The sequence below is a fragment of the Acetomicrobium sp. S15 = DSM 107314 genome, from assembly GCF_016125955.1.
In the GTDB taxonomy this organism is placed as follows: Bacteria; Synergistota; Synergistia; order Synergistales; family Thermosynergistaceae; genus Thermosynergistes; species Thermosynergistes pyruvativorans.
On sequence record NZ_JADEVE010000289.1, the window covers coordinates 1 to 14,664 of the forward strand.

The window sequence follows — 14,664 nt, forward strand, 5'->3', positions numbered from 1 at the left end:
CGGCGGCTTGGGGAGCCTCTTGGGCGCCATCGTGGGCGGCGTCATCCTGGGCGTAGTGGAGACGTTCATATCTGCCTATGTGTCGAGCGTCCTCCGCGATTCTCCTCTGGGACTGTATTTCAGAGGTGATCTCTTTCTAACTCCACGCCCCCGCGTGGGGGGCGACCGCGTCAATGTTTTTTATAGTTACTGCAAAGGTTTACAAGAAGGATTCCGCGAATCTTCTGAATCAAAACGTTTCAGAAGGGGGGGAGCGAAGACGATTTCTCCTTTTTAGTGGTCCATGCCTGCTGTTTCCTGAAAGCGCGAACCTGGCGGGAATAGAGCACGCATTTGGGGTTCGCGAAGGCCAACAAAATATTGCTATAGTATTAAAGGGCCTTCAGGATCATACGTTTCCTTGGCACCCTGATGCTCTACACGCCTCTTCCAGTTGGCTCCAAGGAAATAAAACCTCAAGCTGTCTTTTGACGAGTCATAGGCCTGAAGCAATTCGTGACGTAACATAGCCCATTGGGTTGGATCGACAAGACACTCGAATACGGAATTTTGGACTCTCTGGCCATAATTCTGGCAGATTCTGGCCACTTTCCGGAGTCTTCGTGTCCCTCCTTCAGAAGTAATGTTTACATCGTAAGTGATGAGTACCATCATTAGACAACACCTCGCTATCGCCACCGAAAGGGGGGGTAGGCATCCAGATCCCCGCGCAAATGCCTGGCCAAGAGCAGAGATTGAACATGCGGCACGAGCCCGAAGGAAATCCGTTCGTTGATGAAGGGATGCATGATCTCTTCCCGTTTTCTCTTTTGCCAGGCCATGAGCACTTCTTTACGGGCTTCATCGCTCATAAACACTGCTCCGGTTTCGGTAACAGTGAAGTCCTTTGCCTTCACTTGTTGTCTGTTGACTAAACTCAGAGCCAGCCGGTCAGCAAGGGGCGGCCGCAATTCTTCCATGAGGTCCAATGCAAGGCTTGGTCGTCCTGGCCGATCCCGATGCAGAAAACCGACTGCCGGATCGAGGCCGACCCCCTCGAGGGCTGACGTGACATCGTGGACAAGTAACGTGTATAAGAATGACAGCAACGCGTTCATCGGATCCATCGGGGGGCGACGCGTTCGTTCAGTAAATCGAAAGTCATCTTTTTGTGACGTTATAAGGTGGTCAAACACGCTGAAGTATTGTCTCCCTGCGTCTCCCTCGATACCCCTCAGAGTATCAAGAGGAGCCTGATTTTCAAGGTTCTTCAAATGTCTTACCAGCAAAGCCGCGGTATTGGAAAGCACGCCTGATGCTCCGGGATCGTCATTCTCACGTGCCGCCCTCAAGAGGACCGTACGGCTGTTCGCTATTTTTGCTATAACTACGGAACGCGCAATTTCGGCCGATTTTATCTGATCATCAGCCCTTCGGTATTGTTCCCTTCGTAAGAGGACGTTGCCGGAAACGGGACCTTGAACGCGAGCTAGGAATCGACCGTTTTCAGATAAAAAAGAGACAGCCACGCCCCTTGCTCCGCATAAACCGAGCAGCGGAGGACTGCACGCAACCTGTCCGAAACAAATAATACTACATAGTGTATGTATTGGAACGCGCAATTTCGTTTCCTGCTCTACTTTAATAAGGACCGTTTCACCGTCGCGAGAGAGATAACTGCCCTGAGTCGTCACGTATAGCGTGTTCAGCAAATGCTTCATCTATTTTCTTCTCCATCCATATCTTGCTTCAGCGATGAGGAAATAATCGATCCGAGATATCTGCTTGCCTTTCTTCTCTTCTCTGTGGATTTCGGAAGACACACGTCAATCAGCGAACAACTTTCACAACGTTTGCCGTAATGGGCATGCGGTGTAGTTTTTTCTTCGGATAGCTCATGCAAACGCCTGGCTAAGGTTTTAGTTTCCTCCCGCAGTGCATCTGTGAAAATGATTTGATATCTACACCTTGACTTTCCGTAGAAGAAACAGCCTTCGGAAACGAGCGCCCTGAGCATCTCCTCCAAACAAAGAGCCTGTGCACAGAGCTGCACTTCGTCGCAATGGTCTATTTTCGGCCGACCTCGCTTATATTCAATGATCCGAATAGAGGCATTTCCTGGGTCAGACTCCTCGAATTCCACAACATCGGCCTGCCCGACAAGGCCCAGACTGAAAGACCTAAGACGAAGGGACCGTATGATCTTTACGCCCCCTCTACATTCCGAGTCGGCTTCGTGGACTTTCTCGTGCAATTGTTTTCCTTCCACGGTAAACACATTGTCCTGCCAAACCCGCTCAAGGTGTATCAAAGCCCATTGGCGCTCGCAAAATGCCAAGTGCTGGAGTGCAGAAATCGGCAGCAATTCGTCCTCAGAATACATATGAATCACTTCAGTTGGTGACAGGTATAATATTAAAAACTTGCTTCAATGGTTCACTATCAAGCGCTATCCGGTAATCAGAGAAAGAGCGCGCAGGGCCTTCCGAAACGCGTTCCGCGCTCACCCGAGAGAAAAGCTCGTATGCAGCTTTGTTGCCAAGGGCCGACTGATGCTCGAAGGCAACAACTGCTCGGGTGCACATCATGCCACGCGCCGCCGAACGGTCATGTTCGAACATGTTAACAAGCGCCTCCCAGAAGAGATCCAGGTCTTCCTGAGAGAATCCTGTTTGCGCGGCAAGATGTGCGGAGATAAACCCGTGTGCCCGATAAAGGGCGTAAGGTACAGTGAATTTTCGGCCCATGGTGCGGTTATCTCCGCTTTGTCTTTCGGCTTCGGCCTCAGTCGCTACGGCCATCCGCGTTATACTGTGTTCTAAAGCGACGATTGGTTCGACAGAGCGTGCAAAGGTAAGCTGAACGGGACCACGAACCTGTCCGCAATTGGGAGCTGTTTTTAGTGAAAGCACTGCGCCGAAAGTTCTAATGTCATAAAAATTCTTACACATCCACTCCCTTCCTTTTTCGGTTTCCTCCGCGGTCGGCTTTCTTGCTTTTGATCCCTTAAGCACGTTATCAACAAACTTCTTTACTTCTTTTCCGAGGTTCATATCTTTGATCAAGTCTTTGATCAACTTAACATCAGCGCTAGCTTCAACAACGAGCAACGATTGATTGTCTTCTTCCACGATTTTTAAACCCTCAGGCAAAGCCAAATCGTTTATAGCATCCTCGAGTTCTTTGGGAATCAGATTACGACTCTCTTGCCCTAAGGGGATGCCAAGATTTTCGAACGCTTCCCAGTGTGACTTACCAAGCACAGCCTTTTCTTTAATGTATATGTCGTATGGTCTATGGTAGTTTTTGGTTAACGCAACATAATTTCGCACTTTTCGTTTCAAACAAACATCGGTCACTAGCCCCATGCCGGTTTCTGCGTCAATTCGAGGCAGATTCCCGGCGTCTGGATCGCCGTTAGGGTTACCGTCCTGCACATCAAAGAAAATAACAAAATCGTACCTTTTGTTGATCTGGCCCATTTTTTTTAATGCCCTCCCTATTAATTGAAATTAGACTACTGATCGTTTTTCCTTTTTTGGAAAAAATCTTGACGTTGATGGTAGTATCCTATGGCAAAAAGAGCCTGTTGGTCTATTGTCAAATACCTGGGAAAGCTGTTGATCTCCTCCATGATTTCACCGATTTCTCTTTCAAAGTATAGCTTGCGACTTTTGCTTTCGAGCTTGGCAAGATGGTGATTTTTTAACTTAAGCAGCTGAGGGAAAACCGAAACTGGGCTTGATGAGGCAGCCCCGTAAAAACGATCACGAATAGTCGTATTGATATTTGGATGTGATTCCTCCTGAATTTTTTCCAACACGGAAAATAGCCTGCCGAGCCTGTAAGCCGTGTTCTTGTTGCTTTTGTCCAATCCCACACCTAAAGCCTCCTTTCTCAAACCTGCATAATTTTTCTGGAAACGATTAATACAACCCTTTAAAATTGCGGCACGCGTCCTGCCTACCCTGCGTTCTGCTCGTATGCGGGAAATGCATTGTTGCAGAAGAGTCCTCGGGTATGGAGTGCCGTCTATCACACTTGCCAATACGTCGCCCGCAAGTTTTGGGAGAACGTTTTCTGTTTTGTTATCCAATGCTGTCGAACGAACGAGTTGGCTCAGCGTCAGGTACTCTGGATCGTTAGGACTCTTGATTATGTTGATGTCTTCAAAATGCTGGATTATCTTCTCTGCGAATTCTTTGAGTGTGCCCGATCTCCAAAGACGGACTGAAATTCTTGCAGTGTTCGGAGCTAAACCGAGTACATAAAAACGTTCTTCACTGGCTGCGGGCATTTTGCCGGAGGTCGCAAACTCATATAGCGCACGAACCGCCCTCACTCCACGATCGGGATCATCTTTCGGGGGATCTGCAATGAACCAGGGGAAATTGCCTTCCATGTCGAATGTCTGTTCATCCCTTTTCTCCGCCCAAAAGACAATCGTAGTATTTCCAACTGTTACATTGTTTTCTGAATCTTTCCCTAGCAGGAAATTTAATGCCGTTGTATATTCGAAAGTGGCACGCTTGGAAAGTGGTGCGTTGAGATTTTGCTCTTTTCCATAGGAAGAAAAGGCGTCAAGGTTAAAAGAAACGACTGCCGCCCCCGAGGTATTTGTGCCTCTAACCCCTTTTATTGCAGGATGCGTCCTGGGTATGTAAGCTTTTTTACCAGAAACCAGACAAACACTCCATTTCATACCGCTATCCTCTTTTTCTTTGGGCAGCGTATCGCGCAAGTCATCAAATATCGTCATAGAGTCATTGCCTTCGAGCTTGAAAGTGACAAAGGCATTGCTATTCAAAATTTCCTTCCATAGTTCTGAATACTCGGTCTTTTGCTCAATCTGCTTTATAGGGTTATTCTCCAAAAATTTTTTAACGGCCAAAACAACTGTTGGTTCCTCTCCTTCGGTAAACTCCTCGGCAATTCGCCTTTTAAAGGCTTCGTGTCTTTTAGATATATCTTTTCTGCCGCGTGGATTTGCACCCAAGACGTATTCAACGTTGTCCCAAAGCAAATTCGGTTTTATTGCTGAGCTACGCTTTTCTCCCTGCATGACCAGGAAAGCCTTTGCCCGCAGCCTGTTCCCTTTCTGCTCGCGGGTGTCCTGTATTGCCTGGAGCTCTCCCCTCTCGTTGATTACCAAGAGAAAGGGAATCTCCTTCCATTCCCATCCTATCGGGGCCATACTGTTTTCCGGGTCAGCCATTTTTCGTTGATAGTATTCTGCAAGAGCCTGCAGTATCACCTTCGCACCTCCTCACTTTCCCAAGGTGGCACGTCTATTACTCCTTGTCGGAGAAAGGCTCTGAAAAATGCAGGTTTTATGTCATCGGGAGTTGAGAAATCCAGGTCATAAAGCATGAAGCCCAAATCTCTCGTTTCGTCAATCGGTTTCGGTTCGCTCGAAAGATCTTCGATTAGCCGAAAGGCACAGCTGAACTCCCGACAGCCAAGGTATGGCTGGTTGAAGCACTGACCCTTCCTTGCCCGCCGCTCGAAAATGGCATTATATTTCCCTGGGTTCTCGTCTTTTCGGTATTCCTCTTCCTCTGGGATAAACTCCTCAGGAGTTTTCCAAAAGGTTTTACTCCTGTCTTTTGGATGAATAAACTCCAGCTCGGCGTGGAGCCTATAGCGAACATCACGCAAGAAAAGTCCTGCCCTTTGCTGTCTTTCATTCTCGATAAAAATTTCTTTTCTCCTCTCGCTCATGGTTGCCCCAACTTCGTTCCTGCGCACTGAAATCCACGTTATCGGATTGAGAACTTCGATTTTTCTCACACGCCATCGCACGGCAGGTTTCCAGAAAACTGCCTCAAATATCCCCCGCGCTGCAGATGGAGTAATAACGTCATAGCTGACCCGCTCAACCTTCATTTCTGGTCTCGTGAAACAGGCGTAATCACCGGCTACCTCGAGACAGAAGACCTTGTTGAAAAACGTTCCGTTCATGGCTACCTCCTTTGCTGTTTCCTGACATTTCACAAGGAGCTTTTTCTAAACCATCAAAAACTCTTCGCTCCACTTTTTCTCGTCGGGAAGCAATCCCAAACCCTTGCGATACAAAGCTGGGCTCACCTGAATATAAAACCCTCCGATCTCTTCGATCATGCCCTTGTTGAAAAGATCTTGGGAAAGATATCGGGGAACGGTAACGGTAAAGCGCTGGAGTCTTCTCAGAAGCGACCTGCTCGGCCCTTGACGCCTAAGCTGCTCTATTAACGGATTGCTCGAGTTGCGGCTTCCTTCGTATTGGACGACGATGCTTTCCCGTTCGCTGCCATCGATGAGGTTGAACTGGCGCGCGAGGGTTCTGAATTGAAACTTGAAATCAAGGGCTTCCTTGACAACCCTGTTGTCAAAGTGCGGTTGATCGAAATCAACGACCTTTCCATAGAAGATCTTGAAGTACTCTCTAAAAAGTTCAGGTGCTATGTTCGAAATTTTTCTCAACCTCAACATTTCAAGGGTGGCATCCTCTCCTTTTCTCAATAGACCCGGCGGGGTCGGACAAGGAGGCATGAAGACGACAACCCTTCCCCTTTCCCCAAGGGAGTCAAGTTTGCCCTCCCTGTTACACCTGCCCGCGGCTTGGGCAATTGAATCAAATCCGCCAAGGGCCCTGTAGACGACGGGAAAATCGATGTCGACACCTGCTTCCACCAATTGCGTGCTGATGACACGGACTAGCTCTCCCTTGCGAAGCTTTTCCTTGATCCGACTGATCGTTTCGCTCCGCTCTTCTGCACACATAAAACCGGAAAGGTGGACTGTGCCATCGGGCATGAGTGAGTGAAGCTCACGACAATCACGGCGCGTGTTAACAATACAAAGTAGTTGATCATAAACACAAATTTCTGCGGCGAGATCTTCCCACGTTCTGCGCTTTAGATTTTCAGGGCCGGGAAGATCGAGGTCTACTCTCCTAAACGATTCTGCGAGAGAGGATGGATCGTCGATAATCTCTATTGCCCTCGGAAGGCCCGAAAAGATGCTTTTCCCAGAACCTATCGAGTCTTCCAGAGCTGGCTGTGTGGCGGTACATAAAAGAATGGTTACGCCAAAATGGGAGACAAGCCCTCTCAATACCGAAAGAATGGGTTTTAAGAATTCCGGCGGAAGCATCTGGGCTTCATCTAAAATGATCACGCTGTTGACAATGTTGTGAAGTTTCCGACATCGAGAGGGACGACTTGCGAAGAGCGATTCAAAGAGCTGGACATTCGTGGTAACGATTATTGGAGCGTCCCAGTTTTCAGCAGCAAGGCGGTTTTTGTAATCTTCATGATTAGGGTCCATGTTGCTGTGGTGTTCCAGAACAGCAGATTCTCCGAACAGCCAGTTCTCACTCTGTTTTGCTTCTTTTGCCCCCTCGTCATCGTCGGTGCCGTATTTATAGACCTTTGCGGTTTGTTCAATGATGCTCGTGTAAGGAATTGCCACTATGATCCTGTCTTTGCCGTACCGAAGGGCATGCTCCAGGGCAAACGCCATAGACGACAGGGTTTTGCCTCCTCCGGTGGGAACCGTCAGAGTAAAAAAACCGGGTGCCAGGGAAGCCTTCTTTCGGCACAATTCAAGTATTTTCTTCCTCTGCAGGTTTATAGGCGTCTGTGAAGCCGATTGAGTTTTCTTCGACATAAATTCGTCAAATCGCTTTTTCAGCGCCGCAAGGTTTATCTTATTTGCCCCATCAGTGTATGTGCTTTCATCGGCCCTGGCTTTTGCTTTCGAAGGATCCATAAATTCTTCGGTATCGAGAAAATCCGCATCAACAAGGCAAGAAAAGAGCATCCGTATCCATAAATGTAGAAATTCTTTGTCTTCTCCGTTCGGTTTGGAAATGCCAAATGGTCCTGTTTTCGGCTTTGGACATGAAATAAAGGGCGCTGCTTCTGGTAGGTTCTTAATAATTTTAAGGGTTTCCAAATTAAGTTCCTGGTTTAACGGGTTCTTGTAAACCCGATTAGGCAATGGATCACCTGAAGCATCTTCGGGATACCAATCCGGAAGGCCTGTATGATGTCCCGCGATCGGATATCCAAGCGCACGAGCCAGAGGGAGAAAACGGCTAAATTCGAGAAATGCCAACACGGCACCGGCCGAGCTGTGATTTCCTTTCCCTGTGGCCCCTTCGATGTGGGCATTCGGGTCAAAACCTGAGCTTGTTCTAATGTGTTTTTGCCACCCCGGGGTGAATTTCCCCAAATCATGCCAATAGGCAATTATTCTGACCCAATCCTGGTTCCCGAATTTTGAAGCAAATATCTCAGCCCTGCGAGCGGTTCCTTCCAAATGACTTTTCAAGCTCTGCGTGGTCCAAGTTCCATTTTCTTCTCTTCGAACATGTGCAATAAATTCCATCAAGTCCTCCTGCCAAATATGCCTTTAAGAGCACATCCAACCAAGATCTCGGAATATCTAGACCGTGGGTTTTCGCTCTATTTAACCGGCTTCACTATCTTAAATCCGAATTTCTTAATAGTGCACTTGTCTTGTCTTCGGCGTCGGGAAGCCCCTTCCCCTTTGGGTTGTAGTTCTAATAGAGCATATGTCAGACCGGAACGCGACCCTCTCCCATTGGAGCATATCCTTCAGGCACACTCAGGGTTGGTGAATTTGACTTCATCGATATCGAAGTAGTCAGGGTCGAAGTCGTCGCCGAGCCATTCGAGCATTTCTTCGTGGTCTTCGTGTTTTGGGTCTTTGATGACATCTAAGAGTTCTTCGTATCCCCAAGAGCCTCCGCAGTCTTCGGGCGAACATGCCCTTTACCGCCGATGCACCTCGGGTACTTGACACCTTCTCCCCTCGGTTGGATTTTCTCTAACTGTATTAGATGCCTCCAATCATCACCGAAATCATAGGTGTGGTTCGCCTTCGGGTTATCCTCTGAGAAAATTTCAGAGATCTTCACTTTCCAGTCCGGTAGGATTTCATGAACGCTATCTCCGTCGGGAATGCCGACTCTTACCCTTTTTCCGGTCTTTTGATCTTTTATCTTGAATTTGTGGAGATGGGAATCGGTCCAGCCCATGGCGTCTTGGATGGCGACGTGTAAATCCCAAAATGTGTATGTCTCTGGCACCTGTATTCGCCGCCAAATCGGCGGCTTTGTCTCTCTCGGGGTAATCTTGAACTGATATGTGTTATTGAACCGCTTTTTCACCTTAACTCCTCCATTGCATCGACCACCCTTATATAACTTGTCATCCACTCGAAGACAGGGCAGCGCTCCTTTCCCTCAATAGCAGTTTGGCGTCGACTGCGACGCACCTGTCCTCATATACGATGACGGGGTTCAAATCCATCTGGGCGATGCGCTCGCCCAACTCCTCGCCCAGGCGCGATACGGCGAGGAGGAGTGAGGCGAGGGCGCTTTTGCTCGCTTTGAAATTCCTGAAGCCCTCAAAAAGGCGACTGCCCCGCAGGAGCGATATCATTTCGTATGCATCGCTTTCGTCTATGGGAATTACTCTAAACGTGACATCTTGATAAAGCTCCGTTAAAACGCCGCCCATGCCGAGCATTATAGAAGATCCGAAGGCGGAGTCGTGGATCAGGCCCACGATGGCCTCCACGCCTGGAGGCTCCTGGACCTCAATGAGGACGGCCTTTCCCGGAAAGTCTTCCCTCATGCTGGAGACGGCCCTTTCCAGCTGGGCGCGGTTTTTGATGCCAAGCCTTACCCCGCCGACTTCGCTTTTGTGCAGAATTTGCGGGTCCGACACCTTTACTGCGACGGGATACGGAAACGGCAGACGCCTCGGCAGGCTTTCGTCTCCTTCTAAAACGAGGCGCTGCGGCACAGGCACACCGTAAGATTGGACGAGTTCTTTGACTTGGTGCTCGGCGAGCGGCATACATGAGAGGAGCAGATCTTTTGCTTTCATAGTCATCCCTCTCTATCGCTTTGAGTTTGCGCTTGCCCAGACTCCGCGCTTGTAGAGCGCGCTTATGGCTCGGACGCCCCTCCATATGGACGGGTAAGCGGGCACTCCGCTTTCTGTAAGGTTTTTTAGCGCGCGCTGGGAGAGCTCTCCTCCTATGCTCGTGACCACGATGGATTTTTCGCCGCGATGAAACCAGTCGGTAACGATACCCATTAGGCGCTCATCGACAAAGGGGCTTTGAAACTGCATTACGCACAGGATAGCATCCACATCCGGCTCGGATTCGAGCACCTCAAGCGCGGCGGCGTAGTGGTCATTGCTGGCGTTGGCGGTCACGTCCACCGGGTTGTTGGCCGAGGCGAAGGGGAGCAGGAGGGAACGCAGCTTAGCCCTGCCTGTCTCGGATAAGGGCGCTAATTTCAAGCCCACCCCTCTGTCGCTCGATTCCAAGAGATCGGCGGCGATGACGCCCATCCCGCCCGCCGTGGTAAGGATCGCCACGCGGCCTCCTGTGAAAGGGCGACCATGGTCGAGGGCGCGCGCCAAATCGACCAGCTCTTCCTCGTCATAGGCGCGGAAAACCCTTGCCTGCACAAGGGCTCCATCCGCGACCCTGTCGGAACCGGCCAGAGAGCCCGTGTGAAGCGCCGCAGCCTTGGCACCGCTTTCCGATCTGCCGGCTTTCAAGACTATGACGGGTTTTTTGGGCACGATTCGTCGGCAGCTTTCCAAAAAGGCCCGTCCGTCTTTGAAGCTTTCGAGATACATTATGATGGTCGACGTCTCAGGATCGGCCGCGAAGTAATCGAGGAGCTCGTTTTCGTCCACATCCAATTTGTTGCCTATGCCCACAAAGGCGGAAAAGCCCACTCCCACAGCTGCCGCGGCTTCCATGATACATACAGCCGTAGCTCCGCTTTGGGAGATAAAGGCTATGCCGCCAGGTCCCGGCCTCGGATTGCGCTCTCGCGACGTGAAGATCGTCTCGATCCGCCGCCTCGGGACGTATACCCCAAGCGTATTCGGTCCCAAAAACCTCGGACGCCTCTCCGGAGGAGCGCTTGCGAGCATCTTTTTGATCTCCTCCTCGAGGCGTTTCCCCTCGCTTCCCGTTTCGCCGAACCCTGATGCCAGGCAGACTATGGCCTTTACGCCTTTATTCACGCACTCTCTGACGGCCTGCGACGTTGCACTTGCAGGCAGGGCCAGGACCGCCATATCCACGTCTTCCGGTATGGACATGAGGCTCGGATAACATCTGTGGCCGAGGATCTCGCCCGCTGAAGGGTTGACGGGAAATAATTTGGCTTCGCTGTCGAGCATATACCTAAAGACAAGGTGGCCTATTTTTGAGGGGTCTCGAGAGGCTCCGAGTACTGCAACGGTGCGCGGGTCGAACAGGGCATTTAAGTTTGAATGGGTCCTTTTCACTCTATCGCGCTCCCTTCGCTTATAAGGCGTTTTAAAGTGAGCTCTCGCGCCATGCAGAAAGCGCTCATATTCGCACTCAATGCTTTCTCGGAGACCGAGGCGCGGATAGCCTGTTCCCATTCCTCCTCCGAGGCGTCCAAAAATGGCGATGAGGCCCCAAGGAGGGCCACATTGCTCGCTCTGGCGTTGCCGGCCTCTCTGGCTATCCTCGAGGCTTCGACCCATACCAGTATTCCTGCCTTCCGCATTGCCTTCTCCTTCGCGTCTTCGGGGTACTTCTCGCCTCCCAGCGTAACGGTCACCGGCATAATCCGCTCGTCGCTCGTTACACAGAGTCCTCCTTTTTTCATCCACGGCAAGTAGCGAAGGCATTCCAGCTGCTCTAAGGCTAAGAGCATATCGGCCTTGCCGAAAGGAACGAGGGGAGAGTAGACAATTCTTCCTCGACGCACGTGCGTCTCCACACTGCCCCCCCTCTGGGCCATACCGTGGACCTCAGATGCCTTTACCTGCCACCCTTGGGCCAAAAAGAGCGAAGTGAGGATGCGCATCGTCATTATGCTCCCTTGTCCTCCTACACCGGCTATGACGATGTCGTTTATTCGACCTATGCGTTGGTTTAAAGCGACTTCGACCATCGCTCACGCCTCCTGCTCCGCCAAGGCCCCGCTCTTGCAGAGCTGGACGCACATATAGCAGCCGTTGCAGAGCGTCTCGTTCACCCGCGGCCGCTTGTTTTCTTTTTCCAACGCCGGACAGCCTATGCGGAAGCAATTTCCGCACTCTATACAAAGTTCGCTTAAATAATGCACAGGCGGTTTTGCGGTGCCGGATGTGAGGGCACAGGATCTCCTGGTGATGACCACAGATGGCTCCTCGCGCGATACGGCCTCTCTTATCGCTTTCTCCGTGCCTTCGAGGTCGTAGGGATCTGCTATGCTGACGTCTTTGACGCCGCAAGCGCGAACCAGCGCCTCGAGATCCACCCTCGGGGCCGGTTTGCCGCGCGCATCTCTGCCCGATGCAGGGTTGTCTTGATGGCCTGTCATGGCAGTGGTGCCGTTATCGAGGATGACGACGGTGACGGTGCCGCGGTTGTAAACCACATCTATGAGGGGAGCTATGCCGGAGTGCAGGAAGGTGGAATCGCCTATCACGGCCACGGTTCTCCGTGAAAATTCTGTCCCCATTGCTTTCTCTAAGCCCATTGCCTCTCCTATAGAGGCGCCCATGCACGTGCACGTGTGCAGGCTGTTGAAGGGCGGAGATGCCCCGAGGGCATAGCAGCCGATGTCTCCTGTCACGTTCAGACGGCACTTCGCGAGCACGTAGAATACGCCCCGATGAGGGCACCCTGCGCAAAGCGTTGGAGGCCGCAGTGGCAGGGCATCCCGAGGCTCTTCTTCTACCGGTGGTTTTGCGCCCAAATGCGTTTCCACCGCCCTGCGGACTATATCCGTAGAAAGCTCCCCTGTGCGCGGAAAAACGGCAGGGCCCGTCAAGCCTTGTCCGATTACGTCAATTCCCATGGCCAAGATCTCTTTCTCCCAAAACGGATCCCCCTCCTCGACCACGAAGAGGCGATCTACCTGCGAGGCGAAATCCGCGATGAGCTTCTTCGGCAGGGGGTAGGCCAACCCGAGCTTGAGCACAGAGGCTTCTGGGAAGGCCTCTTTGACGTATTGGTATGCGATGCCTCCGGTGACGAAACCTATGTCCCTGTCTTTTAGCTCCATTTTATTGAATTGGCAGTTTTCGGCGTATTCCTTAAGCGCATCGAGGCGCTGCTCTACGATAGGGTGCCTCTTTCTGGCGTTGGCCGGAACCATTACGAAGTCTTGAATCCTGGGCACAAACTCCAGTGTTCGTGACGGCTTTATGCGTTTACCGAGTGAAACCGCGCTACGCCCGTGGGAGAGGCGCGTAGTCGTGAATAGGATCACCGGAGTGGAGAAGTGTTCTGAAATGTCAAAAGCGGCTATCGTAAAGTCCTTCGCCTCTTGGCTATCCGAGGGCGCCAGTACGGGAATGCGCGCTATACAACCGTAATGGCGGTTGTCCTGCTCGTTTTGTGACGAGAACATCCCCGGGTCGCCTGCGGAGACTATAACCGTGCCGCCCTTGACCGGCATGTAGCAAAAGGTAAGCAACGGATCGGCGGCCACGTTTAGGCCAACGTGCTTCATGGCGACCAAGGCCCTGGCTCCGGCGAAGGAAGCGCCTGTGGCCACCTCTAAGGCTACCTTTTCGTTCGGCGACCATTGAACCCAAATGTCCGGCATCTTTGCAAGCGCCTCTATTACCTCGGTGCTGGGAGTGCCGGGATATCCCGTGGCCACAGCTACGCCAGCCTCGTAAGCTCCTCTCGCTATGGCCTCATTCCCAAGCAGGATCGCTACCGACTCTTTTTCGGGGGGCATCGCATCACCTCCAAAGGCTTCGCGCTCTTTCCGCCCGAGGGGGCGAGACCCCTTTCTCTTCATCCTCAGGCGTAATTTTCCAGCAATTTGTTCAACCGGTCCCATACCACATCGCGCTCATATAGTGGCGCGCTCGAGGCCTTATAGGCAGGAAGGGTTTCTTCGAAAACTTCCTTCTCTCTCACATATATTACACCGAGGGGGAGCTTCTCGGTCTCAAAAGCCTTTCTCATCGCCGCCATGCGGTCGGTGGGGTCGTAATCGTCGCCCAAATAGTAAGTATGTTGTTTGAACCATTGGTAAGTATTGACCCTGTTAAACGTGACACAGGGTTGCAGGACGTTGATCAACGAAAACCCTTTGTGGGAGACTGCCTTCTTTATGATCTCCTTGGTCTGTTCTATGTCGCCGGCTGAGGCTTGTGCCACGAATGAGGCATCTAAGGCGACGGCCACGGCTATGGGGTTAAAGGGCACGCTGGTTACTCCCTTTGGGGTGGTGGGAGATACGAACCCCAAAGGGCTCGTGGGTGACGCCTGACCTTTCGTGAGGCCGTAAACCCTGTTGTCGTGGGCGAGTACTGTGATGTCGGGGTTTCGCCTTATCGTGTGGATCATGTGGTTGCCGCCCTCGGCATACATATCTCCATCCCCTCCCACGTCAAGCACGACGAGGCGGGGGTTTGCCGCCTTGGCTCCGGTGGCGTTGGAGATGGAGCGCCCATGAAGCCCGTGAAGGAAGTGGGTGTTCACGTAGTGGTTAAGTTTGGCAGCCTGGCCTATCCCGGAGCATATGAGCACCTCTTGGGGTTTCAGATCAAGTTCCGCCAGCGCTTTTTTCACAGCCTCCAATATCGGAAAGTTCCCGCAGCCCGGGCACCACATTATGTCAACCGGTCCAGGCACGTCGAAGAGCTTTAGATCGGTCATTTC

Annotated in this window: 12 protein-coding genes and 2 pseudogenes; 1 reads left to right on the plus strand and 13 read right to left on the minus strand. The window is 51.4% G+C overall.

Annotation, left to right across the window (positions count from 1 at the left end; all coding sequences use genetic code 11):
* A pseudogene (locus EZM41_RS13810) lies at positions 1 to 277 on the plus strand (hypothetical protein); the annotation flags it as partial.
* An 86-nt stretch (positions 278 to 363) separates the two neighbouring features.
* On the opposite strand, the gene cas2 reads toward EZM41_RS13810, so the two are convergent.
* The 13 genes and pseudogenes from cas2 to EZM41_RS08395 form a co-directional block, all read right to left on the minus strand.
* Entirely contained in the window at positions 364 to 654 is a 291-nt protein-coding gene (cas2, locus tag EZM41_RS08330) for a CRISPR-associated endonuclease Cas2 (protein ID WP_198470653.1), read from the minus strand.
* A gap of 14 nt (positions 655 to 668) precedes the next feature.
* The gene (gene cas1c / locus EZM41_RS08335) at positions 669 to 1,700 is read right to left on the minus strand and encodes a type I-C CRISPR-associated endonuclease Cas1c (RefSeq protein WP_198470654.1); all 1,032 of its coding nucleotides are present in this window, start codon (positions 1,698 to 1,700) and stop codon (positions 669 to 671) included.
* The gene (cas4, locus tag EZM41_RS08340) at positions 1,697 to 2,362 is read right to left on the minus strand and encodes a CRISPR-associated protein Cas4 (RefSeq protein WP_198470655.1); all 666 of its coding nucleotides are present in this window, start codon (positions 2,360 to 2,362) and stop codon (positions 1,697 to 1,699) included. Before cas4 ends, cas1c begins: the two co-directional genes overlap by 4 nt.
* 10 nt (positions 2,363 to 2,372) lie before the next feature.
* A complete protein-coding gene (cas7c, locus tag EZM41_RS08345) occupies positions 2,373 to 3,461 on the minus strand; it encodes a type I-C CRISPR-associated protein Cas7/Csd2 (RefSeq protein ID WP_198470656.1) in 1,089 nt (362 codons plus the stop codon).
* Between the two features lie 35 nt (positions 3,462 to 3,496).
* The gene (gene cas8c / locus EZM41_RS08350; protein ID WP_198470657.1) at positions 3,497 to 5,233 is read right to left on the minus strand and encodes a type I-C CRISPR-associated protein Cas8c/Csd1; all 1,737 of its coding nucleotides are present in this window, start codon (positions 5,231 to 5,233) and stop codon (positions 3,497 to 3,499) included.
* Complete coding sequence (gene cas5c / locus EZM41_RS08355; protein WP_198470658.1) at positions 5,230 to 5,940, minus strand: type I-C CRISPR-associated protein Cas5c; 711 nt, start codon at positions 5,938 to 5,940, stop codon at positions 5,230 to 5,232. Before cas5c ends, cas8c begins: the two co-directional genes overlap by 4 nt.
* 45 nt (positions 5,941 to 5,985) lie before the next feature.
* Positions 5,986 to 8,352, minus strand: coding sequence for a CRISPR-associated endonuclease Cas3'' (locus tag EZM41_RS08360; protein ID WP_198470659.1), 2,367 nt, complete (start codon positions 8,350 to 8,352; stop codon positions 5,986 to 5,988).
* Positions 8,353 to 8,582: 230 nt separating this feature from the next.
* Positions 8,583 to 9,205: pseudogene (locus tag EZM41_RS08370) on the minus strand (plasmid pRiA4b ORF-3 family protein).
* Positions 9,198 to 9,881, minus strand: coding sequence for an acetate--CoA ligase family protein (locus EZM41_RS08375; RefSeq protein ID WP_198470661.1), 684 nt, complete (start codon positions 9,879 to 9,881; stop codon positions 9,198 to 9,200). The pseudogene EZM41_RS08370 and the gene EZM41_RS08375 overlap by 8 nt, the downstream one beginning before the upstream one ends.
* A 12-nt stretch (positions 9,882 to 9,893) precedes the next feature.
* Positions 9,894 to 11,312, minus strand: a complete 1,419-nt coding sequence (locus EZM41_RS08380; RefSeq protein WP_198470662.1) for a CoA-binding protein — start codon at positions 11,310 to 11,312, stop codon at positions 9,894 to 9,896.
* A complete protein-coding gene (locus EZM41_RS08385) occupies positions 11,309 to 11,950 on the minus strand; it encodes an indolepyruvate oxidoreductase subunit beta (RefSeq protein ID WP_198470663.1) in 642 nt (213 codons plus the stop codon). The genes EZM41_RS08380 and EZM41_RS08385 overlap by 4 nt, the downstream gene beginning before the upstream one ends.
* Positions 11,951 to 11,953: 3 nt before the next feature.
* The gene (gene iorA / locus EZM41_RS08390; RefSeq protein ID WP_198470664.1) at positions 11,954 to 13,732 is read right to left on the minus strand and encodes an indolepyruvate ferredoxin oxidoreductase subunit alpha; all 1,779 of its coding nucleotides are present in this window, start codon (positions 13,730 to 13,732) and stop codon (positions 11,954 to 11,956) included.
* 65 nt (positions 13,733 to 13,797) lie between these two features.
* Positions 13,798 to 14,661, minus strand: coding sequence for a thiamine pyrophosphate-dependent enzyme (locus EZM41_RS08395; protein ID WP_198470665.1), 864 nt, complete (start codon positions 14,659 to 14,661; stop codon positions 13,798 to 13,800).
* Between the last annotated feature and the right edge of the window lie 3 nt (positions 14,662 to 14,664).